The organism is Cupriavidus sp. KK10, assembly GCF_018223725.1.
Taxonomy (GTDB): Bacteria; Pseudomonadota; Gammaproteobacteria; order Burkholderiales; family Burkholderiaceae; genus Cupriavidus; species Cupriavidus necator.
On the sequence record NZ_CP073677.1, the window covers coordinates 6,419,991 to 6,433,394 of the forward strand.

General features: G+C 69.1%; 15 protein-coding genes. 8 read left to right on the forward strand and 7 right to left on the reverse strand.

The features are described 5' to 3' along the window. Nucleotides 1–3: 3 nt before the first annotated feature. Nucleotides 4–621 (forward strand): TetR/AcrR family transcriptional regulator, encoded by a 618-nt coding sequence (locus tag KB879_RS29975; RefSeq protein WP_013958276.1) that lies wholly within the window; start codon nucleotides 4–6, stop codon nucleotides 619–621. 27 nt (nucleotides 622–648) lie between these two features. On the opposite strand, the gene kefC is transcribed toward KB879_RS29975, so the two are convergent. Both kefC and KB879_RS29985 read right to left on the reverse strand, forming a co-directional pair. Then, on the reverse strand, nucleotides 649–2,463 hold the full coding sequence (gene kefC / locus KB879_RS29980) for a glutathione-regulated potassium-efflux system protein KefC (protein ID WP_211980390.1): 1,815 nt from the start codon (nucleotides 2,461–2,463) through the stop codon (nucleotides 649–651). Continuing rightward, a complete protein-coding gene (locus tag KB879_RS29985) occupies nucleotides 2,460–3,014 on the reverse strand; it encodes an NAD(P)H-dependent oxidoreductase (protein WP_013958278.1) in 555 nt (184 codons plus the stop codon). Before KB879_RS29985 ends, kefC begins: the two co-directional genes overlap by 4 nt. 331 nt (nucleotides 3,015–3,345) lie before the next feature. Here KB879_RS29985 and KB879_RS29990 point away from each other — a divergent pair, with 331 nt between their 5' ends. Further along, complete coding sequence (locus KB879_RS29990) at nucleotides 3,346–4,044, forward strand: GNAT family N-acetyltransferase (protein WP_211980391.1); 699 nt, start codon at nucleotides 3,346–3,348, stop codon at nucleotides 4,042–4,044. Nucleotides 4,045–4,133: 89 nt separating this feature from the next. Here the strand turns inward: KB879_RS29990 and KB879_RS29995 are convergent, their stop codons facing one another. The 5 genes from KB879_RS29995 to KB879_RS30015 all read right to left on the reverse strand — a co-directional run bounded on the left by KB879_RS29995 (nucleotide 4,134) and on the right by KB879_RS30015 (nucleotide 8,355). Continuing rightward, nucleotides 4,134–4,628, reverse strand: a complete 495-nt coding sequence (locus KB879_RS29995; protein WP_010813460.1) for an Lrp/AsnC family transcriptional regulator — start codon at nucleotides 4,626–4,628, stop codon at nucleotides 4,134–4,136. A 404-nt stretch (nucleotides 4,629–5,032) separates the two neighbouring features. Then, entirely contained in the window at nucleotides 5,033–5,638 is a 606-nt protein-coding gene (locus tag KB879_RS30000) for an EF-hand domain-containing protein (protein WP_013958280.1), read from the reverse strand. A 152-nt stretch (nucleotides 5,639–5,790) separates the two neighbouring features. After that, nucleotides 5,791–6,474: a type II secretion system protein N gene (locus KB879_RS30005; RefSeq protein ID WP_013958281.1), complete on the reverse strand. Its 684-nt coding sequence runs from the start codon at nucleotides 6,472–6,474 to the stop codon at nucleotides 5,791–5,793. 113 nt (nucleotides 6,475–6,587) lie between these two features. After that, a complete protein-coding gene (locus KB879_RS30010) occupies nucleotides 6,588–7,808 on the reverse strand; it encodes a globin domain-containing protein (protein WP_153954272.1) in 1,221 nt (406 codons plus the stop codon). 94 nt (nucleotides 7,809–7,902) lie between these two features. Beyond that, nucleotides 7,903–8,355 carry an Rrf2 family transcriptional regulator gene (locus KB879_RS30015; RefSeq protein WP_013958283.1) on the reverse strand — a complete coding sequence of 151 codons (453 nt, stop codon included), beginning with the start codon at nucleotides 8,353–8,355 and terminating at the stop codon, nucleotides 7,903–7,905. A 218-nt stretch (nucleotides 8,356–8,573) separates the two neighbouring features. Between KB879_RS30015 and gspG the strand changes: the two genes are divergently transcribed. The 6 genes from gspG to gspL all read left to right on the forward strand — a co-directional run bounded on the left by gspG (nucleotide 8,574) and on the right by gspL (nucleotide 13,400). Then, complete coding sequence (gene gspG / locus KB879_RS30020; RefSeq protein ID WP_153954270.1) at nucleotides 8,574–9,041, forward strand: type II secretion system major pseudopilin GspG; 468 nt, start codon at nucleotides 8,574–8,576, stop codon at nucleotides 9,039–9,041. Nucleotides 9,042–9,063: 22 nt separating this feature from the next. Beyond that, nucleotides 9,064–9,564, forward strand: a complete 501-nt coding sequence (locus KB879_RS30025; RefSeq protein WP_153954269.1) for a GspH/FimT family pseudopilin — start codon at nucleotides 9,064–9,066, stop codon at nucleotides 9,562–9,564. Further along, nucleotides 9,561–9,983 (forward strand): type II secretion system minor pseudopilin GspI, encoded by a 423-nt coding sequence (gene gspI / locus KB879_RS30030; protein WP_013958286.1) that lies wholly within the window; start codon nucleotides 9,561–9,563, stop codon nucleotides 9,981–9,983. Before KB879_RS30025 ends, gspI begins: the two co-directional genes overlap by 4 nt. After that, nucleotides 9,961–10,665, forward strand: coding sequence for a type II secretion system protein J (locus KB879_RS30035; protein WP_211980392.1), 705 nt, complete (start codon nucleotides 9,961–9,963; stop codon nucleotides 10,663–10,665). The genes gspI and KB879_RS30035 overlap by 23 nt, the downstream gene beginning before the upstream one ends. Beyond that, the gene (gspK, locus tag KB879_RS30040) at nucleotides 10,662–11,702 is read left to right on the forward strand and encodes a type II secretion system minor pseudopilin GspK (protein WP_211980393.1); all 1,041 of its coding nucleotides are present in this window, start codon (nucleotides 10,662–10,664) and stop codon (nucleotides 11,700–11,702) included. The genes KB879_RS30035 and gspK overlap by 4 nt, the downstream gene beginning before the upstream one ends. A 270-nt stretch (nucleotides 11,703–11,972) precedes the next feature. After that, nucleotides 11,973–13,400, forward strand: coding sequence for a type II secretion system protein GspL (gspL, locus tag KB879_RS30045; RefSeq protein WP_153954267.1), 1,428 nt, complete (start codon nucleotides 11,973–11,975; stop codon nucleotides 13,398–13,400). Nucleotides 13,401–13,404 lie beyond the last annotated feature (4 nt).

The following is a 13,404-nucleotide window of genomic DNA, read 5'->3' on the forward strand; positions in this document are numbered from 1 at the left end:
AATATGGCCCGTACCAAGGCACCCGATTTCGAGGCGCAGCGCGAGCAGATCCTGGACCTGGCCGCCGCCGCCTTTGCCAACAGCAGCTACCCCAGCACCTCGATGGCCGACCTGGCCGCCGCCTGCGGCACCTCCAAGGCGCGGCTGTACCACTATTACGAGAGCAAGGAAGCGATCCTGTTCGACCTGCTGGACCGCTACACGCGCCGGCTGATGCTGCTAGTCACTGAAGTGGAGGCCGACGCCGAGCGCCACGCGCGCACCGACAAGGAAGCCTTCGGCAACCTGATACGTGCCTTCCTGGCGGAGTACGAGACCTCGCAGACGCGCCATATCGCGCTGATCAACGACGTCAAGTTCCTGGCCGAGACCCAGCGCGACCTGATCCTGGGCCGCGAGCGCGACGTGGTCGCGGCCTTCTCGCGCCTGCTGCGCCGGGCCTACCCGGAGCGCGTCACGCGCGAGAACCAGACCGCGCTGACCATGACCATCTTTGGCATGATCAACTGGACCTTCACCTGGCTCAAGCCGGGCGGCCGGCTGTCCTATGCAGCGTTTGCCGAGATGGTGGTCGACCTGCTCGAAGGCGGCCTGCCCGGCCGGGCCGCGGCCGCGCGCTGACGCGGCGCTGGCCCGTCGGCCTGCCACTCACATCCACTCGGCCTCTTCGCGCTGGCGCCGCTGCTCGCGGTCCTGGCGGAACATCTCTTCCAGTTCGTCGCGCGCCTGGCGCGCCAGCGAGACCAGCTTCTTCTGGTCGGTGTAGTGCGGATAGAAGCGGTCGATCGCCTGGATGTTGTGGCGCCGGAAACGCAGTGCCACGTTGCGGGCCTCGGCCGGATCGAAGCCCAGCCCCTCCAGCACGCGGCGCCCCAGCATCAGCGAGCCCTCGAACATCTCGCGCTCGAACAGGTGCACGCCGCGGTCCTTGAGCTGGTAGACATGCGACACATGGCGCGCCCGGGCGTAGATCTGCAGTTCCGGAAAGCGCTGGCGCACGCGGTCGATCAGTTCCAGGCCCTCGTCCATGCCGTCGATGGCGACCACCAGGATGCGCGCGTCGGCAATGCCCGCGGCCTCCAGCAGGTCCAGCCGGGTGGCGTCGCCATAGAAGACCTTGAAGCCGTACTGGCGCAGGAACTCGATCTGGTCGGGGTCGTGGTCCAGCACTGTCACGCCCACGCCCTGGGTGTACAGCAGGCGGCCGACGATCTGGCCGAAGCGCCCGAAGCCGGCGATCAGCACCGGATTGTGCTGCGGCGTGATGGCCTCGTCCGGCCGGGCCTTGCCGCTGCCCAGGCGCGGCGCTACCAGCCGGTCATAGGCCAGCAGCAGCAAGGGCGTGGACACCATCGACAGCGCCACCACCAGCACCAGCAGGGCCTCGGTCTCGCGCGGCAGCAGGCCGGCGGTGCCGGCCACGCCGAACACCACGAAGGCGAACTCACCGCCCTGCGAGATCAGCAGCGCAAACAGCAGCCGCTGGCCGCGAGCGATGGCGAAATACCGCGCCAGCAGCGCCAGCAACGCGGTCTTGGCAATCACGAAGGCGGCCACCAGACCCAGCACCAGCCAGGGCGAGCGCGCCAGCACGGCAAAGTCGATCGACATGCCGACGGCCATGAAGAACAGGCCCAGCAGCAGGCCCTTGAACGGCTCCAGGTCGGCCTCGAGCGCGTGGCGGTATTCCGAATCGGCCAGCAGCACGCCGGCCAGGAAGGTGCCCAGCGCCATCGACAAGCCCACCGCGTCCATCATCAACGCAATGCCCACCACCAGCAGCAGCGCAAACGCGGTGAACATCTCGCGCATGTCGGTGCGGGCGATAAAGCGCAGCGCCGGGCGCACCAGATAACGGCCGCCGACCACCACCGCACCGATCACCGCCACCGCCTTGCCTGCCGCCAGCCAGCCGGCCGCGCCCGGACCCGCGCCTTCTGCGCCCTGCGTGGCCAGCAGCGGCAACAGCGCGATCATCGGGATCGCGGCGATGTCCTGGAACAGCAGGATGCCGAAGCTCGCCGCCCCCGCCGGCGTGCCGAAGAGGTTGCGCTCGGTCAGTGTCGCCAGCGCGATCGCGGTGGACGACAACGCCAGCCCCAGGCCCGCCACCAGCGCCACCTGCCACGGCGCGCCCGCCAGCGCCGCCACCGCGCCAATCACCAGCGCGCAGGCGGCCAGCTGCGCGCCGCCATAGCCAAATATGCTCCGCCGCAGTGCCCACAGCTTGCGCGGCTCCAACTCCAGGCCGATGACGAACATCATCAGCACCACGCCGAACTCGGAGAAATGCAGGATCGATTCGACATTGGTCACCAGGCGCAACGCAAACGGCCCGATCGCCGCCCCCGCCAGCAGGTAGCCCAGCACCGCGCCCAGGCCGCCGCGCCGCGCCAGCGGCACCGCCACCACCGCCGCCACCAAGAACACCAGCAGCGCAATCAGGAAATCGTGCTGGTTCATGCCTGCCTCCCCGCCGGCGCGGTGCCGGTGCCCAGCCGCCCGCAGACGTGGGCGATATGCTCGGCCAGCGCCTGGGCGTCGGCATTGTTGGCGTCGTGCAGCACCACCGGCGGCAGCCAGTTCATGCCGCACAGCAAGGCGGTCTGCTCCAGCGGCAACAGGAAGTCCCCGATCGGGTGGCCATGGGTGCCGTCCGGCCCGTAGGAATCGGCTGTGCCGCCGGTGCTCACCACCGCCAGCAAGGACTTGCCACGCAGCGCGGTGCCGCCGGGGCCATAGGCCCAGCCTGGCTCCAGCACCTCATCGAGCCACAGCTTGAGCAGCGCCGGCACGCTGTACCAGCGCACCGGGAACTGCAGCACGACGGTGTCAGAGACCGACAGCACGCGCTGCTCGGCGACGACGTCGATGTCATAGTCGACATAGCTGCGGTAGAGATCGCGTACCTGTACCTGCGACAGCGCGGCCAGGGCATCGGCCAGGGGCCGGTTGACGCGCGAACGGCTGGGCGTGGGATGCGCGTAGATCACAACGATTGGGGGCTCGGTCATCAAAGGCGATCGGCTGGGCAAGGAAAGCAGACGAACCTGCGGGAAAGCGCGGAATTGTGGCGTTGCACCAAATCCACATCCGGCGTCCGGCAACAATTCATCACATTTTTTCAAGCTATTGATTTTATTCGATTTTTAATGGTGCTGCGGCGAGACAACGGCCTGCTGCGGCGCGGGAAGCTTACGCCGAACTGACAATTCCACTACAATACTTTTGGCTCCGCATCAAGATGGTGTTTCCCCGAGTCCTGCACCGATGCAGGGAAAAGTGCCTGAAAAAACACCAACGCAGTGCTATGTTTATCTGTGACCGCACGAGGAAGGAATTAACGTGAATCCGCTCGAACTGAGCAAGGCCGTCGGCGCACTGACCGACGAAGATCTGCGCAAGGCAGCCGAAGCCGCACAGGCCACCCGCCGCGCCACCGTACTGGTGCGCGAGCTGGCGGCCCACCATCGCTCGCGCCTGCTGAAGCATTTCCTCGCCCTGGGCGAGGAGGATCGCCTGCTCCGTTTTGGCCAGTCCGTGGGCGACCACGTGATCGAAGCCTATGTCGACAGCATCGATTTCGACCATGACAGCGTGTTCGGCGTGTACGACGACAAGCTCGAGCTGATCGGGGTGGGCCACTTCGCCAACCTGCGCGACAACGCCCAGGGCCGCGTGGCGGAGTTCGGCGTGTCGGTGTCGGGCAGCGCCCGCGGTCGCGGCATCGGCAGCGCGCTGTTCGAGCGTGCCGCGATCCATGGCCGCAACACCAATGTGCGCACGCTGTACATGCACTGCCTGTCGCGCAACGCAGCGATGATGCACATTGCCAAGAAGGCCGGCATGAAGGTCCAGTACGCCTATGGCGAGGCCGATGCCTACCTGGAACTGCCGCCGGCCGACACCGCCAGCCGCCTGACTGAAGCGCTGGACGAGCAGCTCGCCGACCTGGACTACGCGGTGCGCCGCAACCTGCGTGACGCGCGCCGCTTCGGGCTGCGCTTCTGGCGCACCATGATGCCGCAGAAGCACACCGCCTGAGCTCCGCGGGGTCCGCTTATTGCGGATTCCACGCCAACGGCGCATCGCATCGATGCGCCGTTTTTGTTTGCGGCCTCAGGTTTGCCGCATCAGGCCGCGCCACCCACCGGCAGCGCCGTGGTGTCCTTGATGCTTTCCAGCGCAAAGCTGGAGCGCACGTCGATCACCGACGGATGCGCCAGCAGCTGTTCCTGCATGAAGCGCGCGAAGTGCTCCATGTCTTCCACGTAGACCTTGAGCAGCAGGTCCATTTCGCCGGTCATGGCGTGGCACGCGGCCACCTCCGGCCAGACCGCGATCGAGGCGCGGAACAGGTCCAGCGGTGCCTTGCCCTTGGGCGCGCCGCCATGCTTTTCCAGCCGGACATTGATATAGGCCAGCAGGCCAAGTCCGATCTTGTTGGGCTCCAGCAGCGCTGCGTACTGCCGGATCACGCCGATCTCCTCCAGCCGCCGGATGCGGCGCAGGCAGGGGCTGGGCGACAGGTTGACGCGCTCGGCCACTTCCAGGTTGGTCAACCGGCCGTTGGTCTGCAGCACTTCCAGGATCTTCCGGTCGATCTTGTCCAACTCCACCTTGCTCACGATATTGTTGCTCCGCAATATGTTTATTGGCAATTTTTTTGCGCAAATTTAGCAAGCCGTGCACAAGTACGCAATTTTTTGTGCAATTACGTCCGATACAGGGCCGCTTCTGATGAGCTGACAGCCTTATCGGTCACTCGCGCGGCAGCCGGTCGGGCTGGGCAAACCTGTGCGGTGGCGCCTCCGCGAATCGCGGCCGCGCCCCGCCGGCCGGAAGCAGGCAAGGATGGTGCCAAGCCCGGCAAACAGGGAAGCGGCATTCTACGGGCGTTTGCGAGCGAGGTCAGATTCTTCCTGGTGCACGAACAAGGCGGACAGGCAAAGAAAAAGCGCGCGAACCCTAAGGCTCGCGCGCTTGGTGGCGTCGCTGGCAGTGTCCGCTGGCGCGGCCCTGCCAGGGCCGGTCAGCCGCCGCTGGTAGACGGAGAGCCCGGTGCCGCGGGTGCCGGCTGGCTGCCCGGAGCCCCCTGGCCACGCGGGCCGCGGTCGCCGCGCTGCGAGTGCTCGCGGTGCATCTTTTCCATGCCGGCGCGGATTTCGTCGCGGGTCAGCTTGCCGTCGTGGTTGGCGTCGAGCTGGTCGAAGCGCTTGGCCAGGCGCGGCATGCCGGCATTGGCCTCAGCCTTGGTCAGCGCGCCGTCGCCGTTCTTGTCGGCCGCCTTGAACTTCTCGTCGAAGGCTGCCTGCATGCGCGCATGATGCTCGGCCATGGCGGCCTTGCGGTGCGCATCCATCTCGGCCTTGTCGATCTTGCCGTCGTGGTTGGTGTCGAGCTTGTTGAACCAGGCGTCGGCTTCCGCCTTGGAGATCGCGCCATCGCCGTCGGTATCGATCGACTTCATCCACATGCCGCCACCGTGGTGGTGATGCTGACCCATGCCGGGCTTGCCGGCCGGCGCAGCGGGTGCGGCAGGGGCGCTGGCCTGGGCAAATGCGCCACCGGCGACCAGGAGGGCGGCCGATGCGGCCAGGAACTGCTTCAGGATCTGCGGCTTGTGATTGCGTTGCATGTCTTGCTCCTTTTCATCACGTTTGGCATGTACGGATTAGAACGCAGACGATGCGGGGAAGTTGGCGCTTTTAATACGATGTTACCCGGCTCACAGAAAGGCCCGCGCGCCGTAAGGGAACGCAAGCAAGCGCGAATATTTGGTGCCCTGTATCAGTCCTTCGGCGCCAGCTGGTCTTCGCCGGCCGCCTGCGGTGCCATCAACGGCTGGTACTGGCGCGGATCGACCGGTTGCGGCTGCGGTTGCGCGGGCTGGGCCTGCTGCGCAGGCGCCTGGCCTTGCGGCTGCTGGCTCACGACCGGCGCCGGGGGCGGCATCGGCGTTGCCATCGGTGCCGCGGCGCCGGCGGGCGGCGTGGGCAAGGCACCGGCCGCTGCCGGTGCGCCGCGCGTGGCGCCGGCCTGCAGCGGCAGCACGATTTCCTGGCGCACGCCGCCGCGCTCGATCACCACCGCACGCTGGCGGATCTCCGCCAGCCGGATCTGCGGCGACAGCTCGGCGCCGGCGCGCACCGCCTTGGGCGGGCCGCCATCGATCGACACGATTGCCGCGCCCGCGCCGCCATCCACCTCGGCCACTACGCCGATCAGCTGCACGTCGCGCGGGCCGCCCTGCGCCGAGCCGCCAAACAGCGTCGCGACCGCGCCGGTCTCGACCGCCTCGGTCTGGGCTACGCGCGCGTTCTGCGGCACCGGGATGGTACGCATCGCGCTGAAGGTCAGCACCCAGTAGGTGGCAAGCGCACATAGCGCTATGAACAACACCAGGCTGGCCAGGCGCGACAGCCAGGGCGCGGAGGCATCGAAGCGGAGCGAAGGCCGGAGGGACAGTTGCATGGGATCGGGACCTGGATACCCACAAGGCGGGCAATGGCGCGTGAGCGCAGACGCGCCAAGCGTACCAGAGCCCCATGACACTGTCTGCCGTGCCGGTGCCGCCCCGCCGACGCTTAGAGCAGGTCGTCCAGCAGGTCCGGCCCGAACACCTCGCGCTCGATATGCGCCACCGGCACGCCCGCGCTGACCAGCGCATGGCGCTGCTCCTGCATGAAGCCGAGCGGTCCGCACAGGTAGAAGCTGCCGTCAACAAAGCGCTGCAGGTCGGGCTGGCGCAGCAGTTCGGCCACCGGCATTGTGCCGGCGTGGTCGTAGTCGCGGCCGGCGACGTCGCCCGCTTGCGGGGTTTCATAGCTGATGTGCGTGGCGAGCTGCGGCAGGCGTTCGCGCGCCCATTGCAGGTCGGCGCGATGGGCGTGGTGGCGGCCATCGCGCGCGGCATGGGCAAACAGCACCTGGCGCTGCGATCCCTGCGCGGCCAGCGTGCGCAGCACCGACAGCATCGGCGTGATGCCGATGCCGGCCGATAGCAGCACCAGCGGACGGCGCCCGTCGAGCGCCGGCGTGAACTCGCCGAACGGCGCGCTCACCTTGAGTTCCGTGCCCTCCTGGGCGTTGGCGTGCAGCCAGTTGGACACCGCGCCGGCCGGGGTGGTGCGGTCGCCCGCCTCGCGCTTGACCGAGATGCGCCAGGTCGGCAGCCCGCTTTCGGCCGACAGCGAATACTGGCGCAGCTGGCGCTGGCCATCGTCGAGGCGCGCCTCGACGCTGATGTACTGGCCCGGGCGGAACGCACGCAGCGGCTGGCCGTCGGCGGCAGCCAGGGTGAGCGCCACCACCTGGTCGCCCTGCGCCTCGCGTCGCACCACGCGCACCGGCGTCAGCTCGCCGGCGGCCACGCCGGTGCGCTGGTACAGGCGCGCCTCGGCGGCGATCAGCTCGCCGGCCAGCAGCCAGTAGGCCTCGTCCCAGGCGGCCAGCAGCGGCGGCGTGGCGGCCTCGCCCAGCACCGCGGAGATGGCGCCCAGCAGGTGGCGGCCGACGATCGGGTAGTGCGCGGGCGTCAGGCCCACGGCCGCATGCTTGTGGACGATGCGCTCGAGCACCGGCCCCAGCGCCGCGGCGTTATCGATATTGGCCGCATAGGCGAACACGGCCGAGGCCAGCGACTGCTGCTGGCTGCCGTTGGCCTGGTTGCCCATGTTGAACATTTGCGTCAGCTCGGGCCGGTCCGCGAACATCTCGCGGTAGAAATGCGTGGTGATGGCCAGGCCGTGCTCGCGCAGCACGGGGACGCTTGCATCGATATAGGGGCGGGAAGCGGCGGACAGCATCAGGAAACACTCCGTTTTAAATCATGCAAATAAAATGCATGTTTTTGCTCAAAATAAAACCGGCTCTCGCCGGCCCGGGGCGGACAGGATCCGCTCAGGCCGAATGCCGGTTCAGGAAATCGCGATGCAGGCGGATGATCGACTCGGCCGTCTGGCTGCCGGTGACATCGGCCAGCGTGACGTCGTCCAGCGCGCGGTAGAAAGCCTGCTCGGCCACGTCCAGCGCGCGCTTCAGTCGGCAGTTGCCGTTCAGCGCACAGGGCGGGTTGTTGCAGTCGATCACCGCCTTGTGCCCTTCCAGCTCGCGCAGGATGGTGCCGATGGTCAGCCGCTCGGCGCCGGGGCCCAGCTGCAGGCCCCCGTGGCGGCCGCGCGTGGCACTGATCCAGCCCAACTTCGACAACCGCGCCGCCACCTTGACGAGGTGGTTGTGCGAGATGCCGAACTGCTGCCCCACCTCGGCAATGGTGATCGGCCGGCTGCCATCGCCACGGGCGACGTACATCAGCAGGCGCAACGCATAGTCGGAAAAGCGGGTCAGTTGCATCGTGTCGCCATCTTAAAAAAGATGCATCCAGGATGCAAGTTATTTCCCTGCCGGATGCCCGTCCTCAGTAACTGTGATCCGGATCAGACAATGCTGAGGTGCCGAAGGGGCCGCCCATAAAACAGTCATGTGGCGCCGGTTATACTGACTGGCGAACCCGGCCCGCCGCCCCCCAACCGGTGCGGGCCCAGCCATTCCAGCCAAGAGGTCCACTGACGATGCGCAGATTCACTTCCCAGATTGCCAGCCCCGCCCGTTCCGTGCGTGCCCGCCGTGCGCGTGGCTTCACCCTGATCGAGATCATGGTCGTGATCGTGATCCTTGGCGTGCTGGCGGCGCTGGTGGTGCCCAAGATCATGAGCCGTCCGGACGAGGCCCGCATCGTGGCCGCGCGCCAGGACATCTCGTCGATCATGCAGGCGCTCAAGCTGTATCGCCTGGACAACAGCCGCTACCCCACCACCGAGCAGGGCCTGGCCGCGCTGGTGGCCAAGCCCACCACCGAGCCCGTGCCCAACAACTGGAAGGGCGGCGGCTACCTGGAAAAGCTGCCCAAGGATCCCTGGGGCCATCCGTACCAGTACCTGAACCCGGGCGTGCGCGGCGAGATCGACGTGTTCAGCTTCGGCGCCGACGGCCAGGCCGGCGGCAACGGCAACGACGCCGACATCGGCAACTGGGAATAAGCACCGCCCCCCCCCTGCAACCATGACCACGGCGCCGCGCCGCCGCGCGACCGGCCCCCGGCGCCGCGGCTTTACACTGCTAGAGCTGCTGGTGGTCATGGTGATCGCCGGCATCGTGATCTCGCTGGTGGCGGTCAACGCCTCGCCCAATGAACGGGGCCGCGTGCTAGACGACGGCCAGCGCATCGCGCGGCTGTTCGAGCTGGCGCAGGAAGAGGCACAGCTTGGCGCCCGCCCGCTCGCCTGGGAGGGCAATGCCAGCGGCTGGCGCTTCCTGGAATTGACCCCCAATGGCTGGATCCCCATGCGTACCGACGTGTTTGCCCCAGGCCACTGGCGCCTGGCGCTGGACCAGGTGATCGTGGCCGAAGGGGGCCGCAGCACCGGGACCAGCAGCCCGCCCCGGCTGATCTTCGGGCGCGAGCTGATCGATGCCCCGCAGCGGCTGATCCTGGTGCGCGGCGATATCCGCGTGGACGTTGCCGGCGACGGCAGCGGCCGCTATTTCGCCAGCACGCCATGAAACCCTGCCCTCGCTCCTTGCCGCGGCCGGCCCGGCGCGGGCGCAACGCCGGCTTTACGCTAATCGAAGTGCTGGTGGCGCTGACCATCCTGGCGGTCGCGCTGACCGCGGCAATGCGGGCGATGGGCTCGATGGTCGATGCCAGCGCGTCGCTGCAGGCGCGCATGCTGGCCGAGTGGAGTGCCGAGAATCACCTGGCCGCGCTGCGCCTGGCCAAGACCTGGCCCGAGCCCGGCGTCAGCGGCTATGCCTGCCCGCAGGGCGGCACGCCGTTGTATTGCGAGCAATCCGTCTCGGGCACGCCCAATCCCGTTTTCCGCCGCGTCGAAATCGCGGTCTACCCGTCCGCCACGGACAAGTCCGTACGCCTGGCGTGGCTGGTCACCATAGTCCCCAATGAAACCCGCAACGTGCTCTGAGCGCCGCCGCCCAAGGCGGCCCGGCGGCTTCACGCTGCTGGAGATGCTGGTCGCCATCACGCTGCTGGCGGTGATGGCGGTGATCGGCTGGCGCGCGCTGGACAGCCTGACGCGCAGCCGCGAGCGCCTCACCGACCACGACGCGCGCCTGGACGCGCTGAAAGTGCTCTACGGCCAACTCCAGGCCGACTGCGAGCACCTGGCCAACCCCACGCTGCTGCAGGCCAGCCCGGTCGAGATCGGCCAGAATCGGCTGCTGCTGGTGCGCGACCGGCGCGACGAAGGCCAGCCGCCTACCTGGCAGGTGCTGTCGTACCAGCTCGACGGCAATACCCTGGTGCGCGTGGCGGCACCGCCGGTGAACAGCAGGGCCGGCCTGCAGTCGGCGCTGCTGGCCCTGCGCCAGGGCGGCGGCAACACCGCGCAGGTGCGGCGCGTGCTGGCCGACGTGGACGGCATGAGCATGCGCGCATGGGTGGAGCCCGCCGGCTGGCAGGCCGACAGCGGGCGCATCCGCAACGTGCTGTTCGCGGGCAATGCCGCCAGCGCCGTGGCCGCCTCCGCGCCCGGCGCGGCACAGCCCAACACCGCGGTGCGCGCAGTGGAACTGACCATCTTCGCCCGCATGGGCGATGGCGATGCGCCGCGGCAGTTCCAGAAGATCTGCATGACCGGGCTATGAGGCAAGCCGGCCGCCCGCCTCGCCTGGTGCCGTTGCGCCGCCGCCCGCGCGGTGCGGCCGTGGTCACCGCGCTGCTGATGGTGACGCTGGCCGTGGTGGTGGTGTCCGGCATGCTGTGGCGCCAGCAGGTGCAGATCCGCGCCATCGAGAACCAGCGGCTGCTGGCCCAGGCCACCTGGATCGAGCGTGCCGCCGTGGACTGGGCGCGGCTGATCCTGCGCGACGACCAGCGCCGCACCAATGTCGACGAACTGGGCGAGCCGTGGGCGGTGCCGATCGCCGAGACGCGGCTGTCGGACTTCCTCGGCGCGGCACTGCGCACCGATGTCGCGGGCGAGACCTCGTTCCTGTCGGGCCGCATCCTGGATGCGCAGGCGCGCCTGAACCTGGCCAACCTGGTGGTGTGGACCGCCACTGGCGGCGAAGGCGGCCAGGCAGGCCGCGCGGCCTCGGTCGACCCGGCGGCGCAGGCCGCATACCGCCGCCTGCTGCAGACGGTCGGCCTGAACCCGGCGCTGGCCGAGAACACGGCGCGCTACATGCTGCAGGCCGCGCAGGGCGGCAATGCCAGCGGCCAGCCGGCGCCGCGCCCGCTGGACAGCGTGCAGGGGCTGATGGCACTGCCCGGCTACACGCCGGAGATGGTGGCGGTGCTGGAGCCCTTTGTTACCGTGCTGCCCGAGCGCACGCTGGTCAACGCCAACACCGCCGAGGCCGAGGTGCTGGCTGCGGTCATCGACAAGCTGCCGCTGGAGCGCGCGCGCGAACTGGTGCGCCAGCGCGACCGCGCCTACTTCAACAACCTGGGCAACCTGCAGACCCAGCTGGCCGCGGTGGCGCCGCAGGCGGATGCCGCCAACCTCGGCAACCTGCTCGACGTGCGCACGCACTACTTCCTGGTCTACGGACTGGTGCGGCACGAGCGCGCCACCCGGCTGCAGGTGTCGCTGATCTTCCGCGGCGAGCCGCTGGGCACGGCCAACACCACCCGCGTGGTCTGGACCCAGGATGCGGACCGGCTGCCGGACCTGCGCTGAGCGGCGCCCACCAAACCAGGCAACAGGCCGAATTTGCACGCGCAAGCAACCGGGGAGAATGGTATTGACGCGGTTTAGTCACACAGGCAAGGTATGCTGCGGCGCTGGCGCGAGCGTGGCCCCAGCCCACCCGCCGCCGTCCGGCCTTCCTGGCCGCCCGCCGGCATCCCCGCGCCCCGGCAAGTTTCTGACTCCGGGGCGATCCAGGGCGCATCCCAACCGGCCATGCGCCTGCCCGAGCCGTTCCACTGACGCCAAAGCAAGGAAACCTTGAGCACCACCCTGTACGTCCGCCTGCCGCACCGGCCGCATGACCAGCCGCAACCGTGGCAGTTCGGCACCCTGCCGTTCGCGCTGGTGCGCACGGCCACGGCCGACGCAGCGCGGCGTGGCCAGGCCCGTGCGGCACCGGAAGTGTTGCGCGAAGGCCACGCCCGCATCGCTGACCTGCCCGCGGCCGAGCGCCTGGTGCTGATCCTCGCCGCCAGCGACGTACTGCTGACCACCGCCAGCGTGCCGCCGCTGCCGCCCGCCCGTTTGAAACAGGCGCTGCCCAACCTGGTCGAGGACGCGCTCGCCACCGATGCGCAGCCGTGCCATATCGGCGTGGGCCCTGCCCTGGACGGCAGCGCCGCGCGCGGATCGCGCCAGCGGCTGCTGATGGTGGCCGACCGCGCCTGGCTGCGCGCCGTGCTCGACGCCTTTGCCGAACACCGCCACCGGCGCCGCCATGTGCTGGCCGCGCAGCTGTGCGTGCCGCTGGCCGCCGCCGCGCAAGCCAGCACCGAGCCGTCACTGGCGAGCACCGACGCGCCGCCACCGGCGGCCACGCTGGTGGTCGAAGCCGCCGCCAGCGCCCTCGCCCGGAGCGGCGAGTTGAGCGATGCGTTAAGCGGCGAACTGCCCGCCACCGCCGCCGACGCCGCGCGCCAGTGGCAACTGACCGTGCGCACCGGCGCCCACGCCGGCTACGGCTTGCTGCTGGGCGACGATGCCCTGGCCGCGTGGCAGGCGCTTGCGCCTGCCGGCACCTGGTATGCCGATGCCGACGCTGCCGCCGCGGCCCCGGTGCCCGACCTGCGCCAGGCCGCCCGCACCAGCTGGCAGCTGTGGATCGAAGGCGCGCAGGACTGCCTGCGCGAGCCGGCGCTGGACCTGGCGCAGTTTGAATTCGCGCAGGGCCGTGCCGACCGCTGGAACCTGGTGGCATGGCGCGTGCCGCTGGCATTGCTGGCGGGCATCGTGCTGGTCCAGGTCATTGGCATGAACACGCACTGGCTGCTGCTGCGGCGCGAGCAGCAGCGGCTGGAAGCCGCGCAGTTGCAGGCGCTGCACGGCGCCTTCCCGCAGATCCAGACCGTGCTCGACGCGCCGCTGCAGATGCGGCGGCAGGTCGAGCAGCTGCGCACCGCCAGCGGCCGCAGCACGCCGGAAGACTTCCTGCCGCTGGCCGACCGCTTTGCCCAGGCCGCGCGCAGGCTGCCGCCCGACGCGCTGCAGGCGCTGGAGTACCGCGGCCGCATGCTGGTGGTGACGCTCAAGCCGGGCACGGACACGGCCGGGCTGCGCAGCGCCGCGCGCCAAGCCGGACTGCAGATGGAAGAAGACAAGGCCGGAAGTGCCGCTGGCAGTACCAGCAGCAGCGCAGGCACCCCGGTGACGCCCGGCTCCCGCTGGACCGTCAGGCCCGGCCTGTAAGCGG